At 37.1% G+C, this 23,399-nt stretch carries 25 protein-coding genes and 1 riboswitch; of the genes, 3 read left to right on the forward strand and 22 right to left on the reverse strand.

From position 1 onward, the window contains the following. Window positions 1–4: 4 nt before the first annotated feature. The 9 genes from ACQ4QH_RS06700 to ACQ4QH_RS06740 form a co-directional block, all read right to left on the reverse strand. Complete coding sequence (locus ACQ4QH_RS06700) at window positions 5–2,194, reverse strand: penicillin-binding protein (protein ID WP_439818256.1); 2,190 nt, start codon at window positions 2,192–2,194, stop codon at window positions 5–7. Window position 2,195: 1 nt separating this feature from the next. After that, window positions 2,196–2,573: a cell division protein FtsL gene (gene ftsL, locus ACQ4QH_RS06705; protein ID WP_439818257.1), complete on the reverse strand. Its 378-nt coding sequence runs from the start codon at window positions 2,571–2,573 to the stop codon at window positions 2,196–2,198. 21 nt (window positions 2,574–2,594) lie between these two features. Continuing rightward, window positions 2,595–3,539 (reverse strand): 16S rRNA (cytosine(1402)-N(4))-methyltransferase RsmH, encoded by a 945-nt coding sequence (gene rsmH / locus ACQ4QH_RS06710; RefSeq protein ID WP_439818258.1) that lies wholly within the window; start codon window positions 3,537–3,539, stop codon window positions 2,595–2,597. A 36-nt stretch (window positions 3,540–3,575) separates the two neighbouring features. Then, window positions 3,576–4,010, reverse strand: coding sequence for a division/cell wall cluster transcriptional repressor MraZ (mraZ, locus tag ACQ4QH_RS06715; RefSeq protein ID WP_439818259.1), 435 nt, complete (start codon window positions 4,008–4,010; stop codon window positions 3,576–3,578). Between the two features lie 410 nt (window positions 4,011–4,420). Continuing rightward, a complete protein-coding gene (locus ACQ4QH_RS06720) occupies window positions 4,421–4,801 on the reverse strand; it encodes a hypothetical protein (RefSeq protein ID WP_439818260.1) in 381 nt (126 codons plus the stop codon). Window positions 4,802–4,820: 19 nt separating this feature from the next. Then, window positions 4,821–5,561, reverse strand: coding sequence for an RsmE family RNA methyltransferase (locus tag ACQ4QH_RS06725; protein ID WP_439818261.1), 741 nt, complete (start codon window positions 5,559–5,561; stop codon window positions 4,821–4,823). Further along, on the reverse strand, window positions 5,561–6,514 hold the full coding sequence (gene prmA / locus ACQ4QH_RS06730) for a 50S ribosomal protein L11 methyltransferase (protein ID WP_439818262.1): 954 nt from the start codon (window positions 6,512–6,514) through the stop codon (window positions 5,561–5,563). The genes ACQ4QH_RS06725 and prmA overlap by 1 nt, the downstream gene beginning before the upstream one ends. 142 nt (window positions 6,515–6,656) lie before the next feature. After that, the gene (pyk, locus tag ACQ4QH_RS06735; RefSeq protein ID WP_439818263.1) at window positions 6,657–8,081 is read right to left on the reverse strand and encodes a pyruvate kinase; all 1,425 of its coding nucleotides are present in this window, start codon (window positions 8,079–8,081) and stop codon (window positions 6,657–6,659) included. Between the two features lie 253 nt (window positions 8,082–8,334). Further along, window positions 8,335–9,810, reverse strand: coding sequence for an amino acid permease (locus tag ACQ4QH_RS06740; protein ID WP_439818264.1), 1,476 nt, complete (start codon window positions 9,808–9,810; stop codon window positions 8,335–8,337). A gap of 95 nt (window positions 9,811–9,905) precedes the next feature. Next, window positions 9,906–10,083: riboswitch (Lysine riboswitch) on the reverse strand. A gap of 174 nt (window positions 10,084–10,257) precedes the next feature. Between ACQ4QH_RS06740 and ACQ4QH_RS06745 the strand changes: the two genes are divergently transcribed. Continuing rightward, window positions 10,258–10,905 (forward strand): hypothetical protein, encoded by a 648-nt coding sequence (locus ACQ4QH_RS06745; protein ID WP_439818265.1) that lies wholly within the window; start codon window positions 10,258–10,260, stop codon window positions 10,903–10,905. A 165-nt stretch (window positions 10,906–11,070) separates the two neighbouring features. On the opposite strand, the gene ACQ4QH_RS06750 is transcribed toward ACQ4QH_RS06745, so the two are convergent. From ACQ4QH_RS06750 to mreD, 5 genes are all read right to left on the reverse strand, one after another. Then, window positions 11,071–12,738, reverse strand: coding sequence for a formate--tetrahydrofolate ligase (locus ACQ4QH_RS06750; RefSeq protein ID WP_439818266.1), 1,668 nt, complete (start codon window positions 12,736–12,738; stop codon window positions 11,071–11,073). Between the two features lie 228 nt (window positions 12,739–12,966). Next, on the reverse strand, window positions 12,967–13,800 hold the full coding sequence (locus ACQ4QH_RS06755) for an amino acid ABC transporter substrate-binding protein (protein WP_439818267.1): 834 nt from the start codon (window positions 13,798–13,800) through the stop codon (window positions 12,967–12,969). Continuing rightward, the gene (locus ACQ4QH_RS06760) at window positions 13,797–14,447 is read right to left on the reverse strand and encodes an amino acid ABC transporter ATP-binding protein (RefSeq protein WP_439818268.1); all 651 of its coding nucleotides are present in this window, start codon (window positions 14,445–14,447) and stop codon (window positions 13,797–13,799) included. Before ACQ4QH_RS06760 ends, ACQ4QH_RS06755 begins: the two co-directional genes overlap by 4 nt. Window positions 14,448–14,459: 12 nt before the next feature. Then, window positions 14,460–15,104 carry an amino acid ABC transporter permease gene (locus ACQ4QH_RS06765; RefSeq protein ID WP_131473354.1) on the reverse strand — a complete coding sequence of 215 codons (645 nt, stop codon included), beginning with the start codon at window positions 15,102–15,104 and terminating at the stop codon, window positions 14,460–14,462. A gap of 330 nt (window positions 15,105–15,434) precedes the next feature. Beyond that, window positions 15,435–16,055, reverse strand: coding sequence for a rod shape-determining protein MreD (mreD, locus tag ACQ4QH_RS06770; RefSeq protein WP_439818269.1), 621 nt, complete (start codon window positions 16,053–16,055; stop codon window positions 15,435–15,437). Window positions 16,056–16,207: 152 nt separating this feature from the next. Between mreD and ACQ4QH_RS06775 the strand changes: the two genes are divergently transcribed. Beyond that, window positions 16,208–16,834 (forward strand): carbonic anhydrase family protein, encoded by a 627-nt coding sequence (locus ACQ4QH_RS06775; RefSeq protein WP_439818270.1) that lies wholly within the window; start codon window positions 16,208–16,210, stop codon window positions 16,832–16,834. Window positions 16,835–16,895: 61 nt separating this feature from the next. Here the strand turns inward: ACQ4QH_RS06775 and mreC are convergent, their stop codons facing one another. From mreC to ACQ4QH_RS06790, 3 genes are all read right to left on the reverse strand, one after another. Continuing rightward, complete coding sequence (gene mreC / locus ACQ4QH_RS06780; RefSeq protein WP_439818271.1) at window positions 16,896–17,741, reverse strand: rod shape-determining protein MreC; 846 nt, start codon at window positions 17,739–17,741, stop codon at window positions 16,896–16,898. Window positions 17,742–17,867: 126 nt separating this feature from the next. Beyond that, window positions 17,868–18,872, reverse strand: coding sequence for a rod shape-determining protein (locus ACQ4QH_RS06785; RefSeq protein ID WP_002828570.1), 1,005 nt, complete (start codon window positions 18,870–18,872; stop codon window positions 17,868–17,870). Window positions 18,873–18,955: 83 nt separating this feature from the next. Next, a complete protein-coding gene (locus ACQ4QH_RS06790; RefSeq protein WP_439818272.1) occupies window positions 18,956–19,390 on the reverse strand; it encodes a JAB domain-containing protein in 435 nt (144 codons plus the stop codon). A 110-nt stretch (window positions 19,391–19,500) separates the two neighbouring features. Between ACQ4QH_RS06790 and ACQ4QH_RS06795 the strand changes: the two genes are divergently transcribed. Continuing rightward, window positions 19,501–19,845: a VOC family protein gene (locus ACQ4QH_RS06795; RefSeq protein ID WP_439818273.1), complete on the forward strand. Its 345-nt coding sequence runs from the start codon at window positions 19,501–19,503 to the stop codon at window positions 19,843–19,845. Window positions 19,846–19,998: 153 nt separating this feature from the next. Here ACQ4QH_RS06795 and ACQ4QH_RS06800 read toward each other — a convergent pair whose 3' ends face one another. From ACQ4QH_RS06800 to ACQ4QH_RS06820, 5 genes are all read right to left on the reverse strand, one after another. After that, window positions 19,999–20,844 (reverse strand): hypothetical protein, encoded by an 846-nt coding sequence (locus ACQ4QH_RS06800; RefSeq protein ID WP_439818274.1) that lies wholly within the window; start codon window positions 20,842–20,844, stop codon window positions 19,999–20,001. A gap of 127 nt (window positions 20,845–20,971) precedes the next feature. After that, entirely contained in the window at window positions 20,972–21,340 is a 369-nt protein-coding gene (locus tag ACQ4QH_RS06805) for a fluoride efflux transporter FluC (RefSeq protein ID WP_439818275.1), read from the reverse strand. Then, the gene (locus ACQ4QH_RS06810) at window positions 21,328–21,714 is read right to left on the reverse strand and encodes a fluoride efflux transporter FluC (protein WP_439818276.1); all 387 of its coding nucleotides are present in this window, start codon (window positions 21,712–21,714) and stop codon (window positions 21,328–21,330) included. The genes ACQ4QH_RS06805 and ACQ4QH_RS06810 overlap by 13 nt, the downstream gene beginning before the upstream one ends. Before the next feature lie 13 nt (window positions 21,715–21,727). After that, the gene (locus ACQ4QH_RS06815) at window positions 21,728–22,501 is read right to left on the reverse strand and encodes an ABC transporter ATP-binding protein (protein ID WP_002828576.1); all 774 of its coding nucleotides are present in this window, start codon (window positions 22,499–22,501) and stop codon (window positions 21,728–21,730) included. Between the two features lie 6 nt (window positions 22,502–22,507). Continuing rightward, window positions 22,508–23,395 (reverse strand): ABC transporter permease, encoded by an 888-nt coding sequence (locus ACQ4QH_RS06820; protein ID WP_439818277.1) that lies wholly within the window; start codon window positions 23,393–23,395, stop codon window positions 22,508–22,510. Window positions 23,396–23,399: the final 4 nt, after the last annotated feature.

The raw sequence follows: 23,399 nt of genomic DNA on the forward strand, positions 1-23,399 counted from the left end.
ATGCTTAATTTGATGTTTTAGGCTCTTTAAATTCTACCGTAATTTCATGATAACCATCAGACAATTTTGAATTTGCCTTCACCGATTGTGTCGAAACAAAACCATTGCCATTAATGTTTACCTTGATTTTTGCTAGTTCTGCCCATGCTAACACATCGCTTTTTGCCCAACCACGCATGTCAGGGACAGCAATATTTTTACCTGTATTCAAAAAAATTCGTTGACCAACAACCGACTTTTTACCACCGGTTATTGATTGACCTTTGATGGTCTGACCATCGCCCATCACAATTGGTGTTAAACGATTAGACTTTATCTCTTTAGTAGATTCTTTTGTTGAGCCACCAACAACCGTTGGCACACTAACCTCTTGATTTGCACTAACGACAACCTTATTATCGCTTTCGGACATATCCAAAGCTTGCGTCATCACCGTCTTGAAAACATTTGCCATATCAGTAGAAATATTATCCGTGTTTTGTTGTGGTTGTTTTGTCACAATATACATCATATAACGTGGATTATTTGAAGGTGCCATCCCCATCCATGAATGAATTTCATTCGTATTGTCACCAGGTGTAGAGTAACCAGTTGAAGTGGCAATTTGAGCGGTTCCGGACTTTCCGGTTGTGCGAACATTCGGAATGGCATACATCTTTCCCAATCCATATTGTGAGTAGATAACATCTTCCAACTGTTTACGAGTAGCTTTTGCGCTCGCCTTGCTAATTGGCTTTGCTACGACTTTTATTTTAGGCTGCGAAACCACTCTATTGGTATTTGGGTCAACAATTTTTTCAATAATTTGTGGTTGTAATTCTTTACCATTATTTGCAATTGCTGAGTAAGCTTGCATCATCTGTAATGGTGTTACAGAAATTGCCTGACCAAACGCCGTATTTGCTTGTTCAATAGGGTATTGGAATTGCATACTACCTCGTGCTTCATCACTAAATCCTGTATTCGTTGGTTTTAAAAACTTGAATCGATTCAAATACTTACGCCAAGTTTGCGCACCCATTTTCTGCTCTGTTAATGCCATTGCCACATTAGATGACTCAGCAATTCCTCGTCCATATGTAATGCGTCCCCAGCCTTCCCCATTGTTCCAATCAGTAACCTTCTTGTCACCAATCTTTAAAGTACCTGATTCATAGGTGTCATTTTCATTCCAATTGCCAGAATCAATTGCCGAAGCTAGCGTTATTCCCTTCAAAACAGATCCTGGTTCAAAAGCAGTACCATACAATTGATTTGTCCAAAGATCTCCAATGCCTTCACCTGTTGTCGCATTATATGATGGTCGTTGTGTTGTTGCCACAATCTTACCGGTTTTTGTATCCATAACTATAGCAACCGCAGCCTTTGGTTTCATATCATCTGCAAGAGTTTGCATACTTTTTTCTAAAGTTGATTGCAATTTCGTATTAATTGTTGTGTAAACGTCATAACCATTCTTCACAGCAAGATTTTTCTTTGAAACTGATCGATCAGTCGTATCAGACGAAGTTGTTTTTACACCATTATGACCCGTTAACTGTTTATTCCAAGACTGTTCGATACCAGTTATTCCTGAAATTACTTTACCATCACTATTGTTTTCATTTTTCGTTAAACCAATTAAATCTGATGCGAATGTACCATTTGGATAAAAACGTGATTCACTAGAAACAAAAGATAATCCCGGAATATTAAGAGCTTTTAGCTGTTTATATTTTTTAACATTTAAATTTGAACCTAATTGTCCAAATTGTACTTGTTGTAATTTGTCTTTACGACCACTCTTAATTGATTGCGCATAAGCTTGTGCTTTACCACCAAGCACGCTAGCAATTTTCTCGCTTACGACTTTATCCTGACCTTTCTTCACATACATTGGCTTACCTTTTGCTGATTTTTGACTTTTGTCTAATACAGCAACTAACGTATAAGTCGTCGAAGATTCGGCCAGTGGATTCCCAACTGCATCAAATATTTCACCACGTTTAGCCGGAATTTCGTTTTGGCTACGATAAATTAGCTGGGCGGCCTTGTCTAACCTATGCCCTCTCACATCCTTTGTGATGGCGACATAAGAAAAACGGACCCCCAACACAACCAGCACCAACATCATTAATATGAGCAAAATTCTCCCCGTATTACGACTGTTTTTATCCGATTGGTCACGTTTTGGCATCCGTTGTTTTTTTACCATGCTACTTTACGTTCCTTATATTTTGATTATTGAGTTTCAATCCATTCTTTTCAGCAATTTTATTCAAGCGATCTGGACTAGATAAATCACTGACTTCCTGCTTTAAATCATTATTCTTATCGCGCACTGTCTCTAACTGTGCTGATGTTGTTGACAACTGTGTGTTGGCTGTTGCACTTTTATTTGCCATAAAAATGACCAAAAAAGCCATTACGATAACTGTTAAGGCTGCCGCTCCAACCATCATGAAATCCACTGTATCCCACTTAGGTTTTACCATTTTCACATTTTTAACTGTCTTGTGTTTAATCTTTGTCTCTGGGCGACTAATTTGTTTGGTTACAACATTGCTATTGTTGTACTTTGGTAATCCATCCATAGTGGGGCTTCCTCCATCATTTTACTTAATACGCTCTATAATTCGTAACTTGGCAGAATGTGCGCGTCGATTCGTTGCTAACTCTTCATCTGATGGCAAAATAGGCTTTCGGACGACTAATTTAAAATCTGGCTGCATTTCTTCTGGAATAATTGGTAAACCAGCTGGTAAATCTGGAATTGATACTTTTTCTTTAAACATTGTTTTGACTAAACGATCTTCCAATGAGTGGAAAGTAATGACGGCAATTCGACCATGAACATTTAACATATCTAATGCTTGTGCTAAAGATTCTTCAACCGCTCCCAATTCATCATTTACCGCAATTCTAATTGCTTGAAAAGTACGCTTGGCCGGATGACCGCCCTTTCTTCTCGCCGCCGCTGGAATAGCATCCTTAATAATATTAACTAATTCAAATGTTGTCTCAATTGGTTTTATTTCTCGTGTATGCTCAATTTTTCTCGCAATCTGCTTTGCAAATTTTTCTTCACCATAACGCGAAAAAATTCGCAATAATTCATGAAATGACCATTCATTAACAATTGTTCTTGCTGTTAGTGATTGAGACTGGTCCATTCGCATATCTAACGGTGCATCATAATTGTATGAAAAACCCCGTTGTCCATCATCAAATTGTGGTGATGATACTCCTAGGTCATAAACAATGCCATCGATTGTTGAAACATCTTTTGCCATTAATGCATCATGCAAATGTCGAAAATTATCTTGGATAAATGCGACCTTACCAGCAGCTAATTCATCGGCTAAGTGTTCTTGATTATATCTAATTGCCGTTTCATCTTGATCGAATGACCATAATTTACCGGTAGATAAATGACTTGCTAGCAGTTTAGAATGACCACCACCACCTAAGGTTGCATCAACATACACACCATCAGGTTGGACGTTTAGCCCATCAATCGCCTCTCGCAATAATACTGTTACATGTTTAAATTCTGTCATCGGTCTTTCAGTTCCTTTCAATCTAATACGTAGCTATTAAAACCCTAGCTCTTCTAAACCATCTGCAATGTCATCGAAGTTTTCTGCAGTTTCATCTTCATAAGCTTGCCACTTCTCAGTGCTCCATAGTTCGAAGGTTGTATCTCCAAGACCGAAAACCGTTACATTTTTCTCGATTTTTGCATAATCACGTAGCGTCTGCGAGAGATTAACACGTCCTTGTTTATCAAATTCGACCTCAAGGGCACCACCGAATACAAATCGCTTAAACTGACGTGCCTTTGAATTAGTTTCTGGTAACGCATTAATTTTTTTTGAAAAGTCCTGCCATCCTTCAAGGGTATAAGCCCTTAACGAATGATCCATCCATCTAGTGATCACAAAAGACTCACCTAATTGGTTTCGAAATTTAGCAGGAATGATTAGCCGATTTTTTGTATCTAATGAGTGTTGATAGGTTCCCATAAACATCAGCTAATTCCTCCTTTCTAAACTTCGACATGTAAAAAATACAATTCACCAATCTATTCGACAATTCAATACATTTAATTTACCACAATATCCCACTTTCAACCACCTTTCCCCACCACTTCCCACATTGTTTTTTCAAACATTTATTGCTAAAAAGACTGACACAACGGCATATAGTGACTTTTTTAACATAAAGTTTACAATTATGCGTAATTTTAACAACAATCATGAACACTAAAACATCTGACTTTTCAATTAAATAATGTGTGGGAGAGAGTGGGGAGAAGAGCGCGACAAAATGAATTATTTTAATTAAAAATGACAACAACGACAATAAAAAAAGACTAAAACAGCATAATCTGTTTTAGTCTATAAACATTTGCACATATTTATCAAAACACGTTGCGTTATTAAATTTCACCAAATCCACCATCAATTGGAATTTGCTTATCGATATCAAGTTCTTCTTCTTGACCACTAGTAAATGCAAAAATTTCTAAAATCAAATATAACAAGGCCAGGTAATAGCCATAAAATGCAGAATTAATTTGTAGCCAGATCGAAATCAAAAATACAATTGGCCAAACAAGTAATAGCACCCAAAAAGCACCTGTATGACGCAAGAATCTGCCAGCTACAATGCTAAACACCATATTAACAATAAAAAGTGATACGATAATTTTGAAATTAGCGGTTAATTTCGTCAAATTAATGATATATGGGAAAAGTATGCCTAAAATCGGCATAAAAATCCAGAAACGCCAATCAAAAGTTTTATTGAACCTTTTCATAAAAAACTCCTATTTACTACTATATATTTAATTCTAAAACATAACTTAAAACGCTTAAGGTATATAGAGGCGCTGTTTCTGCCCTCAAAATACGTGGCCCTAATCCAGCCGGTACAAAACCTTGTCCTATCAAGATATCAATTTCTTGAGGCGATAGACCACCTTCTGGTCCAAATAAAAAACATACAGAATCATTTGGTTGTAATCGGTTTAATTGGCGCACCAGTTCACTTGTTTCACCTTGCTTTGCACTTTCTTCCCAAGCAACCAATTTCAATGTAGCATCAATCGTTAATCCATCTAATGATGATTGATAAGTAACATCAGGTATCTGCAGACGGTGCGCTTGTTCAGCAGCTGCTGCTGCTATTTTATTCAAGCGTACTAATTTTTTGGCTGCTTTTTGTCCCCAGTGAACAACAGACCAAGCTGTTTCAACCACAACAATATGATGAGCACCAAGTTCTGTCGCTTTTTGCACCACCATTTCAGGTTTATCACCTTTAGATAAGCCAATAATAATAGTTGTATCAACTGGTAATTCAACATTCGTTTCTTGTCGTGAAATAACTGTCATAACTGCTTGTTCTGCTTCAAACCTAACTATCTTAGCAACAATCACTTCATGTTGATTTGGTAATACAAATTCTGCTTCCGCACCTTCACGACTTCGCAAAACTGTTATGAAATGATGAGACACCTCTTCTGGTAATTGAAATTCATTACCTGTTGGCATCTCATTCAAAAAATATCTTTGCATTAATTTTCCTCATCCGCAAGCTTTGCAATGATACCATACCAATCACCTAACTTTGTTGACTGTTCAACAACTAAGCCTTGCTCTGTTAACGCATCAATTATCTTATCACGTTTATCATAATAAATACCAGATAATAATAAATAACCATTTGGTTGCAAAATATCATTAACATTAGGGATCAACATATCTAGGACTTCAGCTAACATGTTGGCAATTACGATATCATATTTCTTTTCAGGAACATCTTTCAACAAGTCACTAACCATTAACTGCATGTCAGCAGCTTTTGGATTTAAATCAACATTTCCTTGTGCTGACTTAACCGCTACCTCATCAATATCCGTTCCTAATATTTCACCAGCACCTAATAAACGAGCTGCAATTCCCAGGACACCTGAACCAGTTCCAAGATCAATCACGGATTCACCACCACGCACGATAACTTCTAATGCTTGAATCATTAACTTTGTCGTAGGATGCGTTCCCGTACCAAATGCCATTCCTGGGTCTAATACAATAACTTGTTCATCAGCTTGAAGCGGTTGGTAATCTTCCCACTTAGGTACAATTGTTACATGACGAGTAACTCGAACAGGATGGTAGTATTTTTGCCACTCAGTTGCCCAATCTGCGTCTGCTACCGACTGTACAGTAACTGTCCCTGGATGAGCATCTAATCCGAAATCAGATAATTGGTTAACTTCGATTTGAATTGACTCGGTCAACGACTGTAAATTAATGCCATTGGCAAAGTAGCCAATCACTGCTGCGCCATTCAAACGATGAATAATATCTTCTTTTTTCACCATTACTGTTGCATCAGACGGCTGATAATATTCTAATTCCGCAGAATCATCAATTTCTACACCCTCTGCACCATGTGTCATTAATATATTACTGATTGCTTCAATTGACTCTGTCTGTGTCTCTACAACAATTTTTTGCCAACTCATGATTTTTCCTCGTTTACTATGTTCTTACTAGGTTAAGAATACCATAAATTAACTCAGACGCCCATTATGTGCAAGCAAACAAAAAACATACCTAGTAACCAATTAAGTTGCTCACTAGGTATGTTAATTTTTATTTTGATTATTAGTCGATTGTGACAATAGTCATCAAGTTAGTTGTTCCTGAAGTCGTTACAGGAATACCTGCAGTAACGATAATCGTATCACCCTTACTTGCAAGGCCAGCCTTAACAGCTTCTTTCTTTGCCAAATCAATCATTGCATCAGTATTCTCAACTGGTTCTGCAATCGTTGGTTGCACACCCCAGTAGATATTCAACATACGTTGGACATTTTCAGTGAAAGTCAATGCCAAAATATCTGCATTTGGACGATACTTTGAAATCATTTTTGCAGTATAACCTGAGTTTGTTGCTGCAACAATAGCCTTGATATTCAAATTACCAGCAGCATTTGCAACTGCTGAAGCAACTGATTCGGTAACATCTGTTGGATCAAAATGATCATCATCATGACGACCATTCATTGCCAATGATGTCTCAGCTTTTTCATCAATGCGTGCCATCGTTGAAACAGCTTCAACTGGGTAAGCACCATTTGCAGATTCACCTGACAACATCGTTGCATCAGTACCGTCAAACACAGCGTTAGCAACGTCTGATGCTTCCGCACGTGTTGGACGAGGGTTCTCTTGCATTGAATCAAGCATATCTGTTGCCGTAATGACTGGCTTTCCAGCAGCATTCAAGCGACGAATCAAGTTCTTTTGTACCAAAGGAACATTTTCAGCTGGAATCTCAACACCCATGTCACCACGAGCAATCATTAATCCATCAGAAACTTCCAAAATTTCATCAAAGTTATCAATTCCTTCTTGTGATTCAATCTTTGGGAAAATCATAACTTCTTCATGGTGTGATTCAGTAAGCAACTCACGAATTTCAAGTACATCGGCTGCCTTACGAACAAATGAGGCTGCGATATATTGAATACCATTCTTCAAACCGAAACGAATGTCATCCGCATCTTTTTCAGTAATACCAGGCAAGTTAATTGAAACACCAGGTGCGTTAACACCCTTACGTGAACCCAAAATACCATGATTTTGTACTTCAGTTACTAATTCCTTGTTTGCATCATCTTTTTCAGTGATAACCATGTCAAGTTTTCCATCATCAAACAAGACATGACCACCAACATGCACATCATCAAACAATCCTGGGTATGTTACAGCAATTTTCTCCTTCGTACCTTCAATAGAAGCATCCATTGAAATACGAACAACATCACCAATATTAAATTCAATCTTACCAGGCTCTTGTACAGTGGTACGAATTTCTGCACCCTTTGTATCCAACAAGAAACCAACCTTCTTGCCAGCTGCTTTTTCAGCCTCACGAACAGCATTCATTCGTCCTAAATGTTCCTCATGATCACCATGTGAAAAATTAAAACGGACAACATTTGCGCCAGATTCGATTATTTTTGTAATCGTCTCTACATCAGAGCTGGCTGGTCCAAGCGTTGAAACAATCTTGGTCTTCTTCATGATTAAAAACTTCTCCTTAGTAAAAGATATTGCTATTTCTATCTATCTGCAATCATTGTACTATTTATCACTTTCTTTGTATACAAATTCAACTTGCCATTTGTTTCATCAGTAGAACACTTTTCATCCCTTATAAATAGGAACCTTTTCATATTAACTAATAAAGCGCTAACATGAATTTGAATATATTTTGTGATTTTTTTATATAAAAAAAGATTAGAACAATTTGTTCTAATCTCCGTGAAATATTCATCTAATCTAATGGTCGTGCATGTGTTTCTAAATCAACTTCTGTTAACTTACGTAACTTCGTATGGTGCTTTATTTTATAACCAAAATACAAAATAAAGAACAATGGTAATGCTAAGTAAGTTGTAATAATTCCTGGCCAGTTCCAATCAACGATCGCTCCCTTAAACGATGCTGTATCTTGCCCAAGAACAACAACAATTGATAATATCAACGCAACAATTGGTCCAAATGGGAACCATTTTGCTTTATAACGTAATTTATCAACATCTTTCCCTTGTGCAACAAAAGCACGACGGAAACGGAAGTGAGAGATAGCAACCCCAATCCAAGCAATGAATCCAGTTAATCCAGATGCAGCCACTAAGTAATAATATAGGTCCTGACCAAAAATCGATGTCACATACGTAAACAAGCCAACAACTACCGTTGCCAGTACTGCAGGTACAGGAATTCCTGTACGAACATTCACGCGCTTAAAAATTTTGGGCGCCATACCATCAATAGCCATTGAATAAAGCATACGAGTAGATGCATATAGACCTGAATTAGCTGATGATACCACTGCTGTTAGAATAACTGCATTCATAATTGATGCTGCCGCTGCCAATCCTGCAGATTTAAATACCAACGTAAATGGTGAGACAGCAATGTTTGATTCACTTGAATGCAATAAATTTGGATCTTTGTAATAAATAACTGCACCAATAACAAAGATAGCCAAAATATAAAATAGTAAAATTCGCCAAAAAATTTGCTTTACAGCAGCTGGTACTGACTTTTCAGGTGTTTCGGATTCACCAGCTGTAATACCAACCATCTCAGTTCCTTGGAATGAGAATCCAGCAACCATAAATACTGACAAAATACCGCCAAAACCGCCAATAAATCCGTGATGTCCGCCAGCAGAAAGATTCCGTGCAACATCTGGCTGCTTAAACATAATACCTAAGATAGTTAATAATCCAACAATCAAAAATGCCACAACGGCGATGATTTTGACCATTGCCATCCAAAATTCTGTCTCAGCATATGCTTTAGCAGACAATAAATTAATCATTGTAATCAAAACCAAGACAATTGTTGACCAAATCCAACTTGGCACATCTGGCAACCAAAATCCCATAACAACCCCCACAGTAGCAGCTTCTACAGCTACTGTGATGGCCCAATTAAACCAGTAATTCCAACCCATCGCAAAACCAAATGCTGGATCAACAAAGCGATCTGCATAAACTGAAAATGAACCTGAAACTGGCATATAAGTTGCCATTTCTCCTAGACTGGTCATTAGGAAATAAACCATTATACCAATTACGGCATAAGCTGTTAATGCTCCAAACGGTCCAGCCTGAGAAACTGTTGCTCCTGATGCAACAAACAACCCTGTTCCAATCGTCCCTCCTAATGCAATCATTGAAAGATGACGAGTTTTCATCGTTCTTTTCAAATGACCCGTATGTTGTTGATTATCTGCCATAATTCCTCCTAAACAAAGGCCTAACGCATTTAAAAACAAAAAAAATCCTAGTTTACACATCTATCGTATAAACTAGGAACTCATTAGTTTTTAGTATTGTCGATAGCTCTCCGCAGCCGACTATTTTGCCGCGACAGTCTGCACACTATTAATGTACACACCAACAATGAATATTACCACACTCATCATTTCGGCAACCGCCCCTTTCGTCCAAAATCCTAACCTGTCAGCTCCCTTAGACTAATTTTGTTGGTTGCAACCTCTATATCCTATTTAATTTGTACCATAAATATACCTGAATTCATTTTACTTTGTCAAGTTATATTTTAGGTAAAGTAAAAGAGTCATTAAGCATTGCCTGTATCCATGGGTTATTTATTACAAACATGATAAAATTACCATAGTTAAACATCTAAAATTTTTAGATGGACAAAGGAGTACGGGCTTATGATTATAGCTAAATCACGCACACGTTTTCTGATGCTAATGCTTAGTTTGATATTATTTATCATAATTTCAATACTGACTTATAGACATCAGGGATTTTTGCACACACTCTCACAAATTGATCATTCAATTGCAAGAGCTGTGGTGCCTACTTGGTTAGAAAACATCATGAAACCAGCCTATATTTTTAGTCATGGGTTACTTGCTGGTTTACTTATATTTGTCATCGCATTCTTTTTATGGGGATTTAAATTTAAAATACCCGCAACTTGGATTTTATTGACCAGTTTAAGTGGTTGGCTATTGATTAACGTTCTTTCATTATTCTTCAATTTAGAAGTTAATGGTACAAAAATAGTTTACCCTGCTCATACAACATTTTTTATGACCTTGTTAATTTCTTATGTCCTATTAATCATCATCCCAGAAGTTCAACATAACTTTTTACAGTTTGTTTGTCAAACTTTGCTACTACTTTGTTGGATAGGCACGTTTATGATGACCCTATTAGCACCCAACTCTAATGTTGCATCTGCAATTGCCGGTTGGTTCTTAGCTATTGCTTGGCTACAATTTTCGGAAAATGTTTACCGTATATATGCTGCAGACTTATATCGTCGAAAAGGGTTTAGTAATTCGTGGTACTAATCTTTATTTCGACGGACTGAAATAGCTGTATTTTATATATTGAAAGGGGACATTGAACTACCACTTTATAAAAGTTGGTAGACCAATGTCCCCTTAACTGTGTGCCAAAATAATAATTAGGATTTAAATCATCTTTGTATCACTCAGCTACTTTTTGTTCTTTATTTAGTTTAATCCCGTTATTTGACCATCACTAGCAATATCTATATCAAGTGCTGCTGGATGTTTAGGCAGTCCTGGCATAGTCAATATTGAACCAGTTAATGCAACTAAGAAACCTGCGCCTAACTTAGGTATAAATTCACGAATATGGATATCAAAGTTTTTGGGTGCCCCGATTCGTTTTGATTCATCAGTCAATGAATTTTGAGTCTTTGCCATAATAATTGGCAACTTATCCCAACCATATTTTTTGAATGTTGCCAATTGTTTTTCAGCTTTACTAGATAAAACAGCTTTATCACCACCATATATTTCCTGCACAATATGATTAATTTTTACAATTGCATCATCCTCTGGTTGATAAAGTGGTTGAAAATCTTGACTTTTCGCCTGTTCAGTTGCTTGCACAACCCCAGTAGCTAGGTCTTGTGCACCTAACCCACCTTGTCCCCACACATCAGCAACATAGGCCTCGACACCCAGACTTTTCGCATAATCATTCACTAATGTAAGTTCTTCCTTCGTATCATGCGTAAATTGATTTATCGCAACAACTACCGGTATGCCATATCGCTTCATGCTTTTTATATGTTGACCCAAATTGACAAGTCCTAGCTTCAAGGCAGATAGATTAGGTGTTTTTAAATTCTGCTTGTCCTCACCTCCATGCATCTTTAATGCACGAACAGTGGCAACAATGACAATCGTATCTGGTACTTTTCCTAGTAATGGTGTCTTAAAATCAAGGAACTTTTCGCCTCCTAAATCAGCACCAAAGCCGGCTTCTGTCACCACATAATCTGATAATTGTAAGGCCGTTTTGGTTGCTAAGATCGAATTCGTTCCTTGTGCAATGTTAGCAAAAGGGCCACCATGAATAAGTGCCGGTGTATGTGCCAAAGTTTGGACTAAATTAGGTTTGATTGCGTCTTTTAACAGGGTTGTGATAGCACCTGCAACGCCTAAATCAGCTACTGTCACAGGAACTTTATCATAAGTATATCCAATCACAATTTTTGAGATTCGCTGTTTCATATCAGTTAAGTCATGCGACAACGTTAAGATAGCCATTAACTCAGAGGCAACTGTAATATCAAAACCATCTTCACGTGGCACACCTGATGTCGGACCACCTAGACCAATCGTCACATGACGTAATGCCCGATCATTCACATCAAGTGCTCGTTTCCACAAAATACGTCGTGGATCAAGATTTAATGGATTACCCTGATACAAGCTATTATCAATTAGGGCAGCCAATGTATTATGTGCACTGGTTAATGCATGAAAATCACCAGTAAAATGCATATTAATATCTGCCATCGGAACCACCTGTGAATAACCGCCACCAGTGGCACCACCCTTTAGTCCCATAACTGGTCCCAAAGATGGTTCACGCAATGCAACCATTGTTTTATGTTTTTGATGCATCAACGCATCGGCCAAACCTACTGTAACAGTAGACTTACCTTCACCAGCAGGTGTGGGATTAATGGACGTTACTAAAATCAGTTTACCTAGTTTATTCTGTTGTGATTGCTCACTAAGTTGCACCTTCGCCTTGTCACGACCATAGGGTTCCCATTCCTCCGGCTTCAAGCCAACATGTGAAGCAATTTTTTCAATTGGCCAAACATCAGCGGATTGTGCAATTTCAATATCTGTTTTCATCCCAACTATTACCCCTTTATTACTTACTATGACACATCTCTAATTTATACCATTTAGTCTACTTGCTCTTTCATATAATCTCAATATCTTTTTTTAAATAATTAAAAATAACTGCATCATAAATAACTTTTGTACGCAAAAAACCACCAATCTATCCATAATTTGGCAGATTAATGGTTTTAAATGTGTGCAACAAGATTACCATCATCCTTCGCACACCCATTTAATTTATTTATTATCGGTTCCAAAATATCTTTGTGATATTTTGTCAATCGTTCCATCCTTCTTGACCTGCGCAAGTGCCTCGTTAACTTTATTACGCAAGGTAACATCCCCTTTACGCATACCAACGCCGTATGAATCCGTACCAAAATTCGTTTGAATTATTTTGAAAGACTCAGGATCTTTCTCATGCGCAATATAATAACCTGCATAATCAGCATCAATTAATACAGCATTTAATCGACCAACTTGTAAATCATTCAGTGCTTTATCAAAGGTATCATACTGTTGTGCATCAGACCCAACAGTTTTCCGCAAGCTATTCCCTTTTTCAGTATAAGTTAATAATCCTGATGAACCTGTTTGTGCACCTAACCGCTTACCCTTTAAATCAGACAACTTATTAATTTGTTGATTTTTCATAGTAACAATAACTTGGCGATCATGATGATACGGATTTGAAAATGCGACTTTTTTCTTTCGGTCGTTATTAATCGTATAACCATTCCAAATCATATCAATATGACCTGTCTTCAATTCCGTCTCTTTCATCGACCAATCAATGGGCTGAAATTTTGCTTTTAGTCCAATTTTTTTCAAACTAGCCCGAGCCAAATCGACATCATACCCAATTAATTTACCACTTTTATCGCGGAAACCCATGGGAACAAAAGTATCATCAACCCCGATAACGACTGTTTTATCAGCTGTTACTTGACGCCAAGTATCTTGACTATGAACTGATCGATACCAAAAGAAACCACCAATTAAAGCTAAGACAATAATAACAAGACCATTACCAATAATTTGTCGTCGCCAATTAATTTTAGACTTAATCATAGGCTTCCTCCTCTTGAGACATCCGTACCAAAATCAAAAGTTTTATCAGCAACCGCCTGTGCAAACGGTAAATCGTGAGTAACAATTAGTTGCGTAACACCCTGTTCTTTCAATTGTTTAATGACCTTAATCACACGATCTGTCGAGCCCGCATCTAGCCCTGATGTTGGTTCATCATAAGCCAAAATTCCTGGTTTCATTGCAAGCGCCCGGGCAATTGCGACACGTTGCTTCTGACCACCAGATAATTGAAATGGATACTGATTAATTTGTTCTTCTAACCCTAAATTAGTTAATAATTCGTCTGCGATGTTATTCGCTTCTTTTTTTGACAATTTTTTAACAAGTTGTGGGGCTAGTGTCACATTTTCCTTGACTGTATATTGTGGAAATAGGTTAAAGTCTTGAAAAATGACACCCACTTGTGCGCCTTGACGATCACCCGCAATATTTAATGATTCATTATTTAATATCAACTCCCCACGATCTGCTGGCAATAGGCCGGCTAAAATACGCAAAAATGTTGTCTTACCAATACCTGAAGGACCCACGATACTTAATACTTCACCATCATTTATCGTTAAATCCATTCCTTTAAAAATTACACGATCGCCAAAAACTTTTGCTAAATTTTTAATTTCTAACATAATGCTTACCCCTTAACGATAATAGTTCAATTTACTTTCCATACGACGTTGAATAATCGTTGCCAAAGCAATCAGTACCAAATACACTAACCCGACCAACAAATATGGAACTAATGTCACATCCCGAGAAGCTGCAATATTTCCGGCACGCATCAAATCACCTAATCCAATGACATAAACCAATGAAGAATCCTTAACTAGGTTGACCACTTCATTCCCCATCGATGGCATCACAATTTTGAATACTTGTGGCAAAACAATTTTACGCATTGTTTGAAATTTACTGAATCCTAGCACTTTTGCACCATCATATTGACCATCCGGGATACTTTGAATACCACCACGGAATATTTCGGCAAAATAAGCTGCATAATTTAAAATAAAGGTCACTACTGCTGCTTCAAATCGTGGCAAAGTCATAATATTCGCTAAACTTAATCCATAATACACAAACACGATTTGTAGTAACAAAGGTGTCCCACGCATTATCCATACATACGCATTCATAACCCACTTCAACAAGTAAATATCTGATCGCAAAGCTAGCGATACTAGAATTCCCAATGGCACTGACCCAATCAATGTTAATACAAACACACCAATTGTCATTTTCAAGCCACTTAGAATGCTTGGTAAAATCTGTATAATATAGTCCATCTGCAATAATCTCCTTAATAAATAAAAAAGCCCTCAAGCAATCACACAGATTGCTTGAGGACGATTACTCGTGGTTCCACCTCAGTTTAATTAACCATTACTAGCTAATACTCTAGTACCATTGATATCAAATGGCACTCATGGATAACATCATGACACGGGAACGATTAGGCTCCGATAATCTTGGGTGTGGTTCATCTAGTACCTTGGTTACTTTTCAGCTTCAGCGTAACTCTCTTTAACAAGATAACAAGACTACTCTTCCAATCAAATCTTTTTTATAAATAACTGTTTACAACAATATAAATTAAAACAAATCATAAGTCAATCTTATTTTGAAATATTTCTCTGAGAACGTGATTTCAAAGCTAAGCGACTATTCAAATCACGAAGTGTGACATCATAAGATGAAATATCTGGTTTTTTAGTTGCATTATACAAATACGTAATAAAATCATATACAACAATGAATAGAATTAAATTAACAATAATTGTTGGAAATAAATGGAACATAATAAAATTCGGTACATTCAAATTTACCAAACTAATAATACCAAACGCCGCATAATCATATACCATGTATGCTGTCAATGTGACGAACCAAACAGCCAATGACGATGAGAAACTATAAGACAAATATCCTTGAATGAATTCTGCTAAACGAAGAATTAGCAAAAAACCGATTATTGCCGGACCGATAATGCCAGTATAAAAAATGTCAACCAGCATACCTGCAAACAGTGCAATAAGATACAACCACTTACGCTTAATTTGTTGTGCGTATCCCGTCATAACAGGCATCATCACAACTGTTAGTGAGAGCATTGGGCTTGCCGACATCGGTTGTTTAAATAGTAATGGTGCCAAATATAATGATATCCCGCCATCAAGCATAATGGCAATGATAACTAAAATAAAATGAATCCATGTGGTACTTATATATTTCAGCATAATTATTCTCCATAGTCGTTACAAAATTGGTAACTACATTATAGTAGCCTGATTTTAACTACCCCGTCAACTAATTTACAATAAAAAATTCCTGTAATAAAACATATTAGACTGCTACACTTAAGAGAGTATGGTTTATAAGGAGAAATAACATGGAAAAATTAGATTACGCAGCACAAGATAAATGGCCACGTGTTTCTGGCAACATGCAATCGCCCATTGCATTATCTGATGATCTTGTCATTAAAAATGATTTTCAAACAGCACTATCCTTCAATTACAATCACACTGCAAATTATGTACGAGATACAGGTGCGGGTATTGAGGTTGGTTTAAAAGGGCAGGCCCAATTAGGAAATCGTCCCTTTTCACTTAAACAATTTCATATTCACACACCTAGCGAACACACAATTAATCAGCAATCATATGATGCTGAAATTCATTTCGTACACGAAGCAATTGACGGTCGCCTAGCAGTTGTTGCAGTGGTTGTTAAGGCCGGCAATGCATCGGCAACCTATGATGCTGTTCTGCAACACATGAATGAAACGACTAACTTTGAAATACCAGTCAATGACATTATCCCTGAAGATAAGGAATATTATCACTATATTGGTTCATTAACCACACCACCTTTAACTGAAAATGTCGAATGGTATGTACTAAAAACACCAGTTACACTCTCACAGGAGCAAATCACTAATTTGATGACATTTTACAGTCACAACAACCGTGATCTACAGTCATTAAACGATCGTAAAATTGTTTCTTCAAACTAAAAGTAAATTGTTTAATATATAAAAAGAGATCAAATTAAAATTTGATCTCTTTTTATATTATCTAAGGAATGGCAACACTCACAACCGGAATGTTATTAAAATCAGTTGCTGGTTTGATATAAATTTTCTTTGACAACCCATAGTTATCACTTCCAACCTTCTCAACCTTACCAACATACAATCCAGATGGTGTTACACCACCAAGTCCACTAGTTGTAACTAAATCACCTTTTTTAACTGACACACTTGATGTAATTTGACCCATCACAATCAGATTTTTAGATTGATTAAAACTAGTTATAATCCCGTCGACTGTTTCTCCCGCACTGTTTTGTACACGAATAGCAAATCGATCTGAAACTTGGCTATTATCTGATAGAAGTTCAACCTTGGCATTGGTTGTATTTACCTGAGTAATACGTCCAATAAGACCACCTGAACCCATCACAGATAATCCCTTCTTCAAACCTGCATTGGTACCTTTATCAATAATCAATTGCGTCTGCCAATTACTTGGAGACCGTGAAGTAACAACCGCATTAACAACCTTGTAATCTGTCAATGTGTCACTTATTTTAAGTTGATCTTTCAATGCACGATTTTCTTGTTGCAAGACCTGCAACTGAACTTTTGTTTGTGCTAAATCATCAACCTTTTTAGTTAAACGATCATTTTCTTGGTAGGTATTCATCAACTCATCAATTGAATCAAAGCCACCTTTAATTGCTCTTATTGGGGCATTCACAATATTAGAAGTCCAACCTGATACGTCCGAAATAACCCGGACTGGCAAAGAAGGTTCTTTTTCTGAATTGTGGGCACGTGCACCTAAAGTGATAGCACCAATCGCAACAATGACAATAATGACACCAATCACTAGCCGACGTGATGTAAAGATATTCTTCATCTTAAACATGCCTTTCGTTTATCTTGTTTTATCATACTGCATGAGCTTTTACCTATCAATTCTAGCACGTATGAATAAACTACCCTGAAAATAACGGCGGGTAGTCACTACTTTACAAGTTTCGGCTTAATTATTTTTTAAAACATCAATTGACTTTAAAGCTTCACCTGTACCAATAACAACCGCATCTAATGGTTCTGGTGCGACAAAAACAGGCACCTTGGTTGCCTCTGCAATCACTTCATCTAAATGAGCTAATTGCGCACCACCACCAGTCAAGACAATACCACGGTCAATAACATCAGCAGCAATTTCAGGAGATGTTTCTTCCAAAGTTTCTTTAATAGCAACAATCACTTCAGCAATAACATCTTTAATAGCATCAGCAACATCACTCGCCTTAATTTCAATCGTCTTTGGCAAGCCAGTTACCAAATCCCTTCCGCGTGCAGTGGTACCTTCCATATCTTCAGATGCCTCAACATCTGCCGACCCAATCGCCATTTTTAGCCGTTCTGCCGTTTGCTCTCCAATTAAGACTGAGTACTTTTGACGTACATAAGTCATAATTGCTTCATCAATTTTGTCACCAGCCATTCTAATCGAGCGTGATGAAACAATACCACCAAGTGAGATGGTTGCAACATCCGTCGTACCACCACCTAAATCAACAACCATTGATCCAGTTGGCTCCATTACTGGCAAGCCAGCACCAACAGCTGCTGCAAAGGGTTCTTCGATAACATAAGCATCACGAGCACCAGCCACACGAGCAGCATCAATGACAGCACGCCTCTCAACAGCTGTTACCCCTGAAGGCACACCAATCGTAACATATGGTTTTGCACCACGAGTACCTAATGCCTTACCCAAATAGTACTTCAGCATTGCAACTGTCGTTTCGTAATCAGCAATGACCCCGTCACGCATTGGCCGAATAGCCGTGATTGAACCAGGTGTCCGTCCAAGCATCTCTTTAGCAGCAGTACCAACGGCAACAACTTCATTAGTTTTTGTATTCCGTGCAACAACAGAAGGCTCACGAAGAACGATTCCTTTACCTTCAATGTATACTAACGTGTTAGCTGTTCCTAAGTCTATTCCAACATTTCGAGTTCCAAATGAAAACACAGCACTTTCCCTTTTCTTTTTTTATTTTTGATAATTCTAACCATGTACTTTAAAAAGTACCATGCAATTTCTTACTAAGTTTATCACATGTTGTCGACCTTAGTCCATAAATCGATTAGTGTTTCTAGCTCAACTTTGGGTAATAAATGTTCTGTCCGATAGCTTCGATATCCTTTTGTCGAAATGATCATAAAATCCAGAAAATGAACCTGCATAATCTGGCTGCACATGGCCATTTGAGACATTGCTGATTTGTCCGCAGATGATGCATTCAAATTGCCACTAGGATGATTGTGGCACAAAATAAAACCATAAGCATTAGTTGCTACTAAATGTCGAAAAACATCACGTGGATGAATACTCACACTATCTACAGTACCCAATGCAACTTGATAGATTTCAATAATTGTCATTTGTGTTGTTACAGCAACTACCCAACAACCTTCCTGTGGTGAATGGGCATAACGCTGCATTAATAAATCACCTAGTTGCCTCACTGATATAATTTTAATTGTCATAAATTGACCTCCTAAAACAAAGACGTTTGCTAAATGACTTTTGTCGTCATTGTTTTAATTCTAGGCGTATAATAAATAGTTGATAAATTAAAAATATTGAGGTGTAACAAATGCGAGTTAGAAAATTCAGCCCTTTACAAATTCCAGCAAAAAATGTACCAAATACGGTACGATTTTATCGTGAGGTATTTGATTTACCAACTGAATTTGGTATAAACGAATCAAGACATTTATACTTTGACCAACATGCTATTGTGTTTACAGAAGATCCAGCTGCTGAGCCAATTACTGTTCAGGTCATTGTACGTGACCATCGTGAATCAGTAGAAAATCATTTTATTAATTACGAAGTCAAAGAATCAAAACCTGCAACAGAAAGTGCTGATGGTCGACACATAATTTTTTATCTTGACGACATTGACGGCAATCATATCGAAGTAATTGCTAATAAGTAATTCTGTCAATTCACCACAAATACAGCAGTACTATACTAAAAATTCGGAAAAATAAAAAGAAACTACCATAATATGTAAAGGGTCAGCAATTTACCACTTCATCGAAGTTAGTAAATTGCTGACCCTTTAAACGTGTTCCAATTAGTTTATTGACTATTTATCATAAACTGTAGAAACATAATTTTGCCAAGCGCGTAATAAATCTTGTCCATTGTCAAACATGTCATGCATTTTCAATTGCTCAACTACCTGTATGTCTGCCTCAGCCTTTTCCCATCGATGTTTCGCCAAATGATCTACCAAATTAGACCACCAAGCAAAACTCATCGCATCACGTGGCTGTTCTACCATCCATGAGGCAACTTCATTGAAAATTTCTCGGTGAAGCTGCTCTTCTCCTAACAACATGACTAAAAATTTAGCGGTCATTGTGTTAAGCATTTCCATTGTATGATGTGACCAATGTTTAGACCAAATAATTGTTAAATAATCAGCAACTCTTTCCACTGGAATATCTGTAATTATTGGTGCTAGCAACGCAACATCCATTTCTCGCCAAATTGTGACTGCTTCAAAAGAATCAATTAGAATTTTTTTGGCAATTTGCGCATGTTCATCAGGAACAATCTGTGCATGCAGAACATCTGCAAGACTGGCCACGCGTAAATAACCACGAGCCATCGTATTACGAAACAAATGATAACCGCGACGACTAATATCTTTTATATCATCAACCGCATGTTTTTGATTTGCCTCTTGCAAAGCAATGATTAATCCTTCAACAGTATCAAATCCATTGACTAGTTCTGTATTTACTTCTGTTCCCGTTAATAATAAATGACTCATCAGTGAAATAAATCCTTCAGCTGGTAAGTCATTTTCATTATTCAAATACCGATAATAGCGATTACGGCTAATGCCAATATTTGCTAATTCACGAACAGGAATATCATTAGCTTGACGAATAGCATTAATTCGATCGCGATTAATTAAACTCATGTGGCTATCCCCTATTTTGCTATCTCTCATATCTCATACTATTGAGTGTACCACCTGTGAAACAACCATTCAACAAAGATTAACCCATCAAGCAAATTATTCTTATTTTTTACATATATCTGTACACTTAAAGCAAATTTTGACCAATTTGCATGCCAAGCCAAAAAATAATCAAGCCCCCAATAAATGTCATAATTGTTTTAAAAACTAGCATTTTATGTGGACCATGCGGTTTTTGAATAGCATCTGCAATGTCAACAATTGGTGCTGAAAACGTTGACAAACCACCTAAAATACCTGGTGCTAAAATTGTATGAAGCCAATCCGGCAAAATTAATACCACAACAATCCCCATACCCAATGCTGCTAATAGATTAATGCAGACAACCATTAATTCTGCTAATTTTCCAAACCACCGAGGAGCCACTGTTAATAATCCAAAACGAATTAGAGAGCCACACATTGCCCCTAACCCAGTTAACATTATTTCTGCCATGACATCACCATTTTACGACCAATTACACGACTTATCAGCACAACTGCCACACCACCGCCGATGCTTATTAATAAATACAACAAAGCCGCAAAAAAAGATAATCGACTAATATCAGCCAGTGCTGTTGAGTAAGTCGTATATGCACCTAATATGCCCACCATAATAAAGTTTGCCGTCACTTGACTAAGTTTAGTCAACCTACCAAGCAATATGACTAACAGGGCGGACATAAAAGTACCCGTTAGGTTCACAATAATTGTTGCCCATGGAAACTGATTATTGTGAAAAATACTCAGCATGATTGCTCGTAATACACCACCGATAAATCCTCCACCTGCAACTGCCAAACTATTAGCTAATATGTTTTTTTTCATCACACTATTGTTATTAGTAACGATTAAAGTAATTCAATAAATCAGTTACTGTTAATTTCTCCTTTTCTTCACCACTAACATCCAATGAAATTTTCCCTTCTGACATAATGATTAAACGATTACCATAATCTAACGCATCTTCTAAATGATGGGTAATCATTAATGCTGTTAATTTTTCTTCATGGATTCGTTCGTTTGTCACTCGCATTAATTGTGCACTTGTCTTAGGATCTAATGCTGCTGTATGTTCATCTAACAATAGCACCTCTGGTCTGAGTTGGGTAGCCATTAAGAATGACAAGGCTTGTCGCTGACCACCTGATAAATCACCTGCATCCATATCTAATCTATCCGACAAACCATTCCCCATGGTTTTAGTAACTGCCACGAAGGATGCCTTTTTTTCATCAGTCAATCCACGATTTTTTAGGCGTCTTCTTAAGCCTCTTCTTTCGGCCAACAATAAATTTTCTGCTACTGTCATTCGTGGTGCAGTACCCAGTTTGGGATCTTGAAAGACTCGCGCCAAAAAATGTGTCCGTTGTGCTTCATCTAACTTAGTAACATCACGATCGCCCAGGAAAATATGTCCACTAGTTAGCGCCAAAGAACCAGCAATAACATTAAACAGTGTTGACTTACCAGCACCGTTAGATCCTAAAACGGTCACAAAATCACCATCTCGCAGGATTAACGATACATCATCTAATATTGTTTTTTCATTCGATTGACCCTGATTGACAACAACCGTTGCATGATCTAATCGTAATTTTTCTTTTAAAGCCATAGTTAGTTATCCTCGTTTTAAAAATGCATTTAAACGCAACTTTGAGCGTATTCCTGGTAACATCAATGCCAGTCCAAGTATAATGGCACTTACTAATTTCAAATCATCTGCATTAAAGCCGATATATAAGACAATAACTAGAACAAATCGATAGAAAATTGATCCAATAACAATTGTAATTAAACGTTCAGTCAAAGTCAGTGTATCAGTAAATACAACTTCACCAATAATAATTGAGGCGAGTGCAACCACAATTGTACCAACACCCATGTTCACATCGGCGAAGCCATTATTCTGTGAAACTAATGCCCCCCCGAGGCCAATTAACCCGTTAGCAATCATTAATCCTAAAATTGTCATATTGTCTGTGTTGATACCTAAAGAACGAGCCATTTTAGGATTATCACCAGTCACGATAAAAGATTGACCTAATTCTGTTTTCAAAAATAATGCCAAACAAATTGTCAATAATACAATCATAATCAATCCAATAACAATGACTGGAAAATTAGGGGGTAAAATTTTTAAAAAGTGAGACGAAAATAAGCTGTTTTTTCCTAGCAATGATCGATTGGCTTGACCCATAATTCTTAAATTAACCGAATAGGCCGCTGTCATTGTTAAAATTCCTGCAAGCAAAATAGGAATCTTACCCTTTGTATATAGTAGACCAGTAACTAATCCTGCTAAACTTCCCACTAATGCTGCACAGATTGTCGCAATAATTGGAGAGATTCCATTTGATATTAAAGTAACTGCAGTTGCCGCACCTAAGGGGAAAGTTCCCTCCACTGTCATATCGGGAAAGTCTAAAATACGGAAAGTTAGGAATAATCCAAATCCTAAGGTTGCCCAAATCAATCCTTGTCCAATAGCTGAAATTAAAATATTCATAATT

Source organism: Weissella paramesenteroides (assembly GCF_051903945.1).
Classification (GTDB): Bacteria; Bacillota; Bacilli; order Lactobacillales; family Lactobacillaceae; genus Weissella; species Weissella paramesenteroides_A.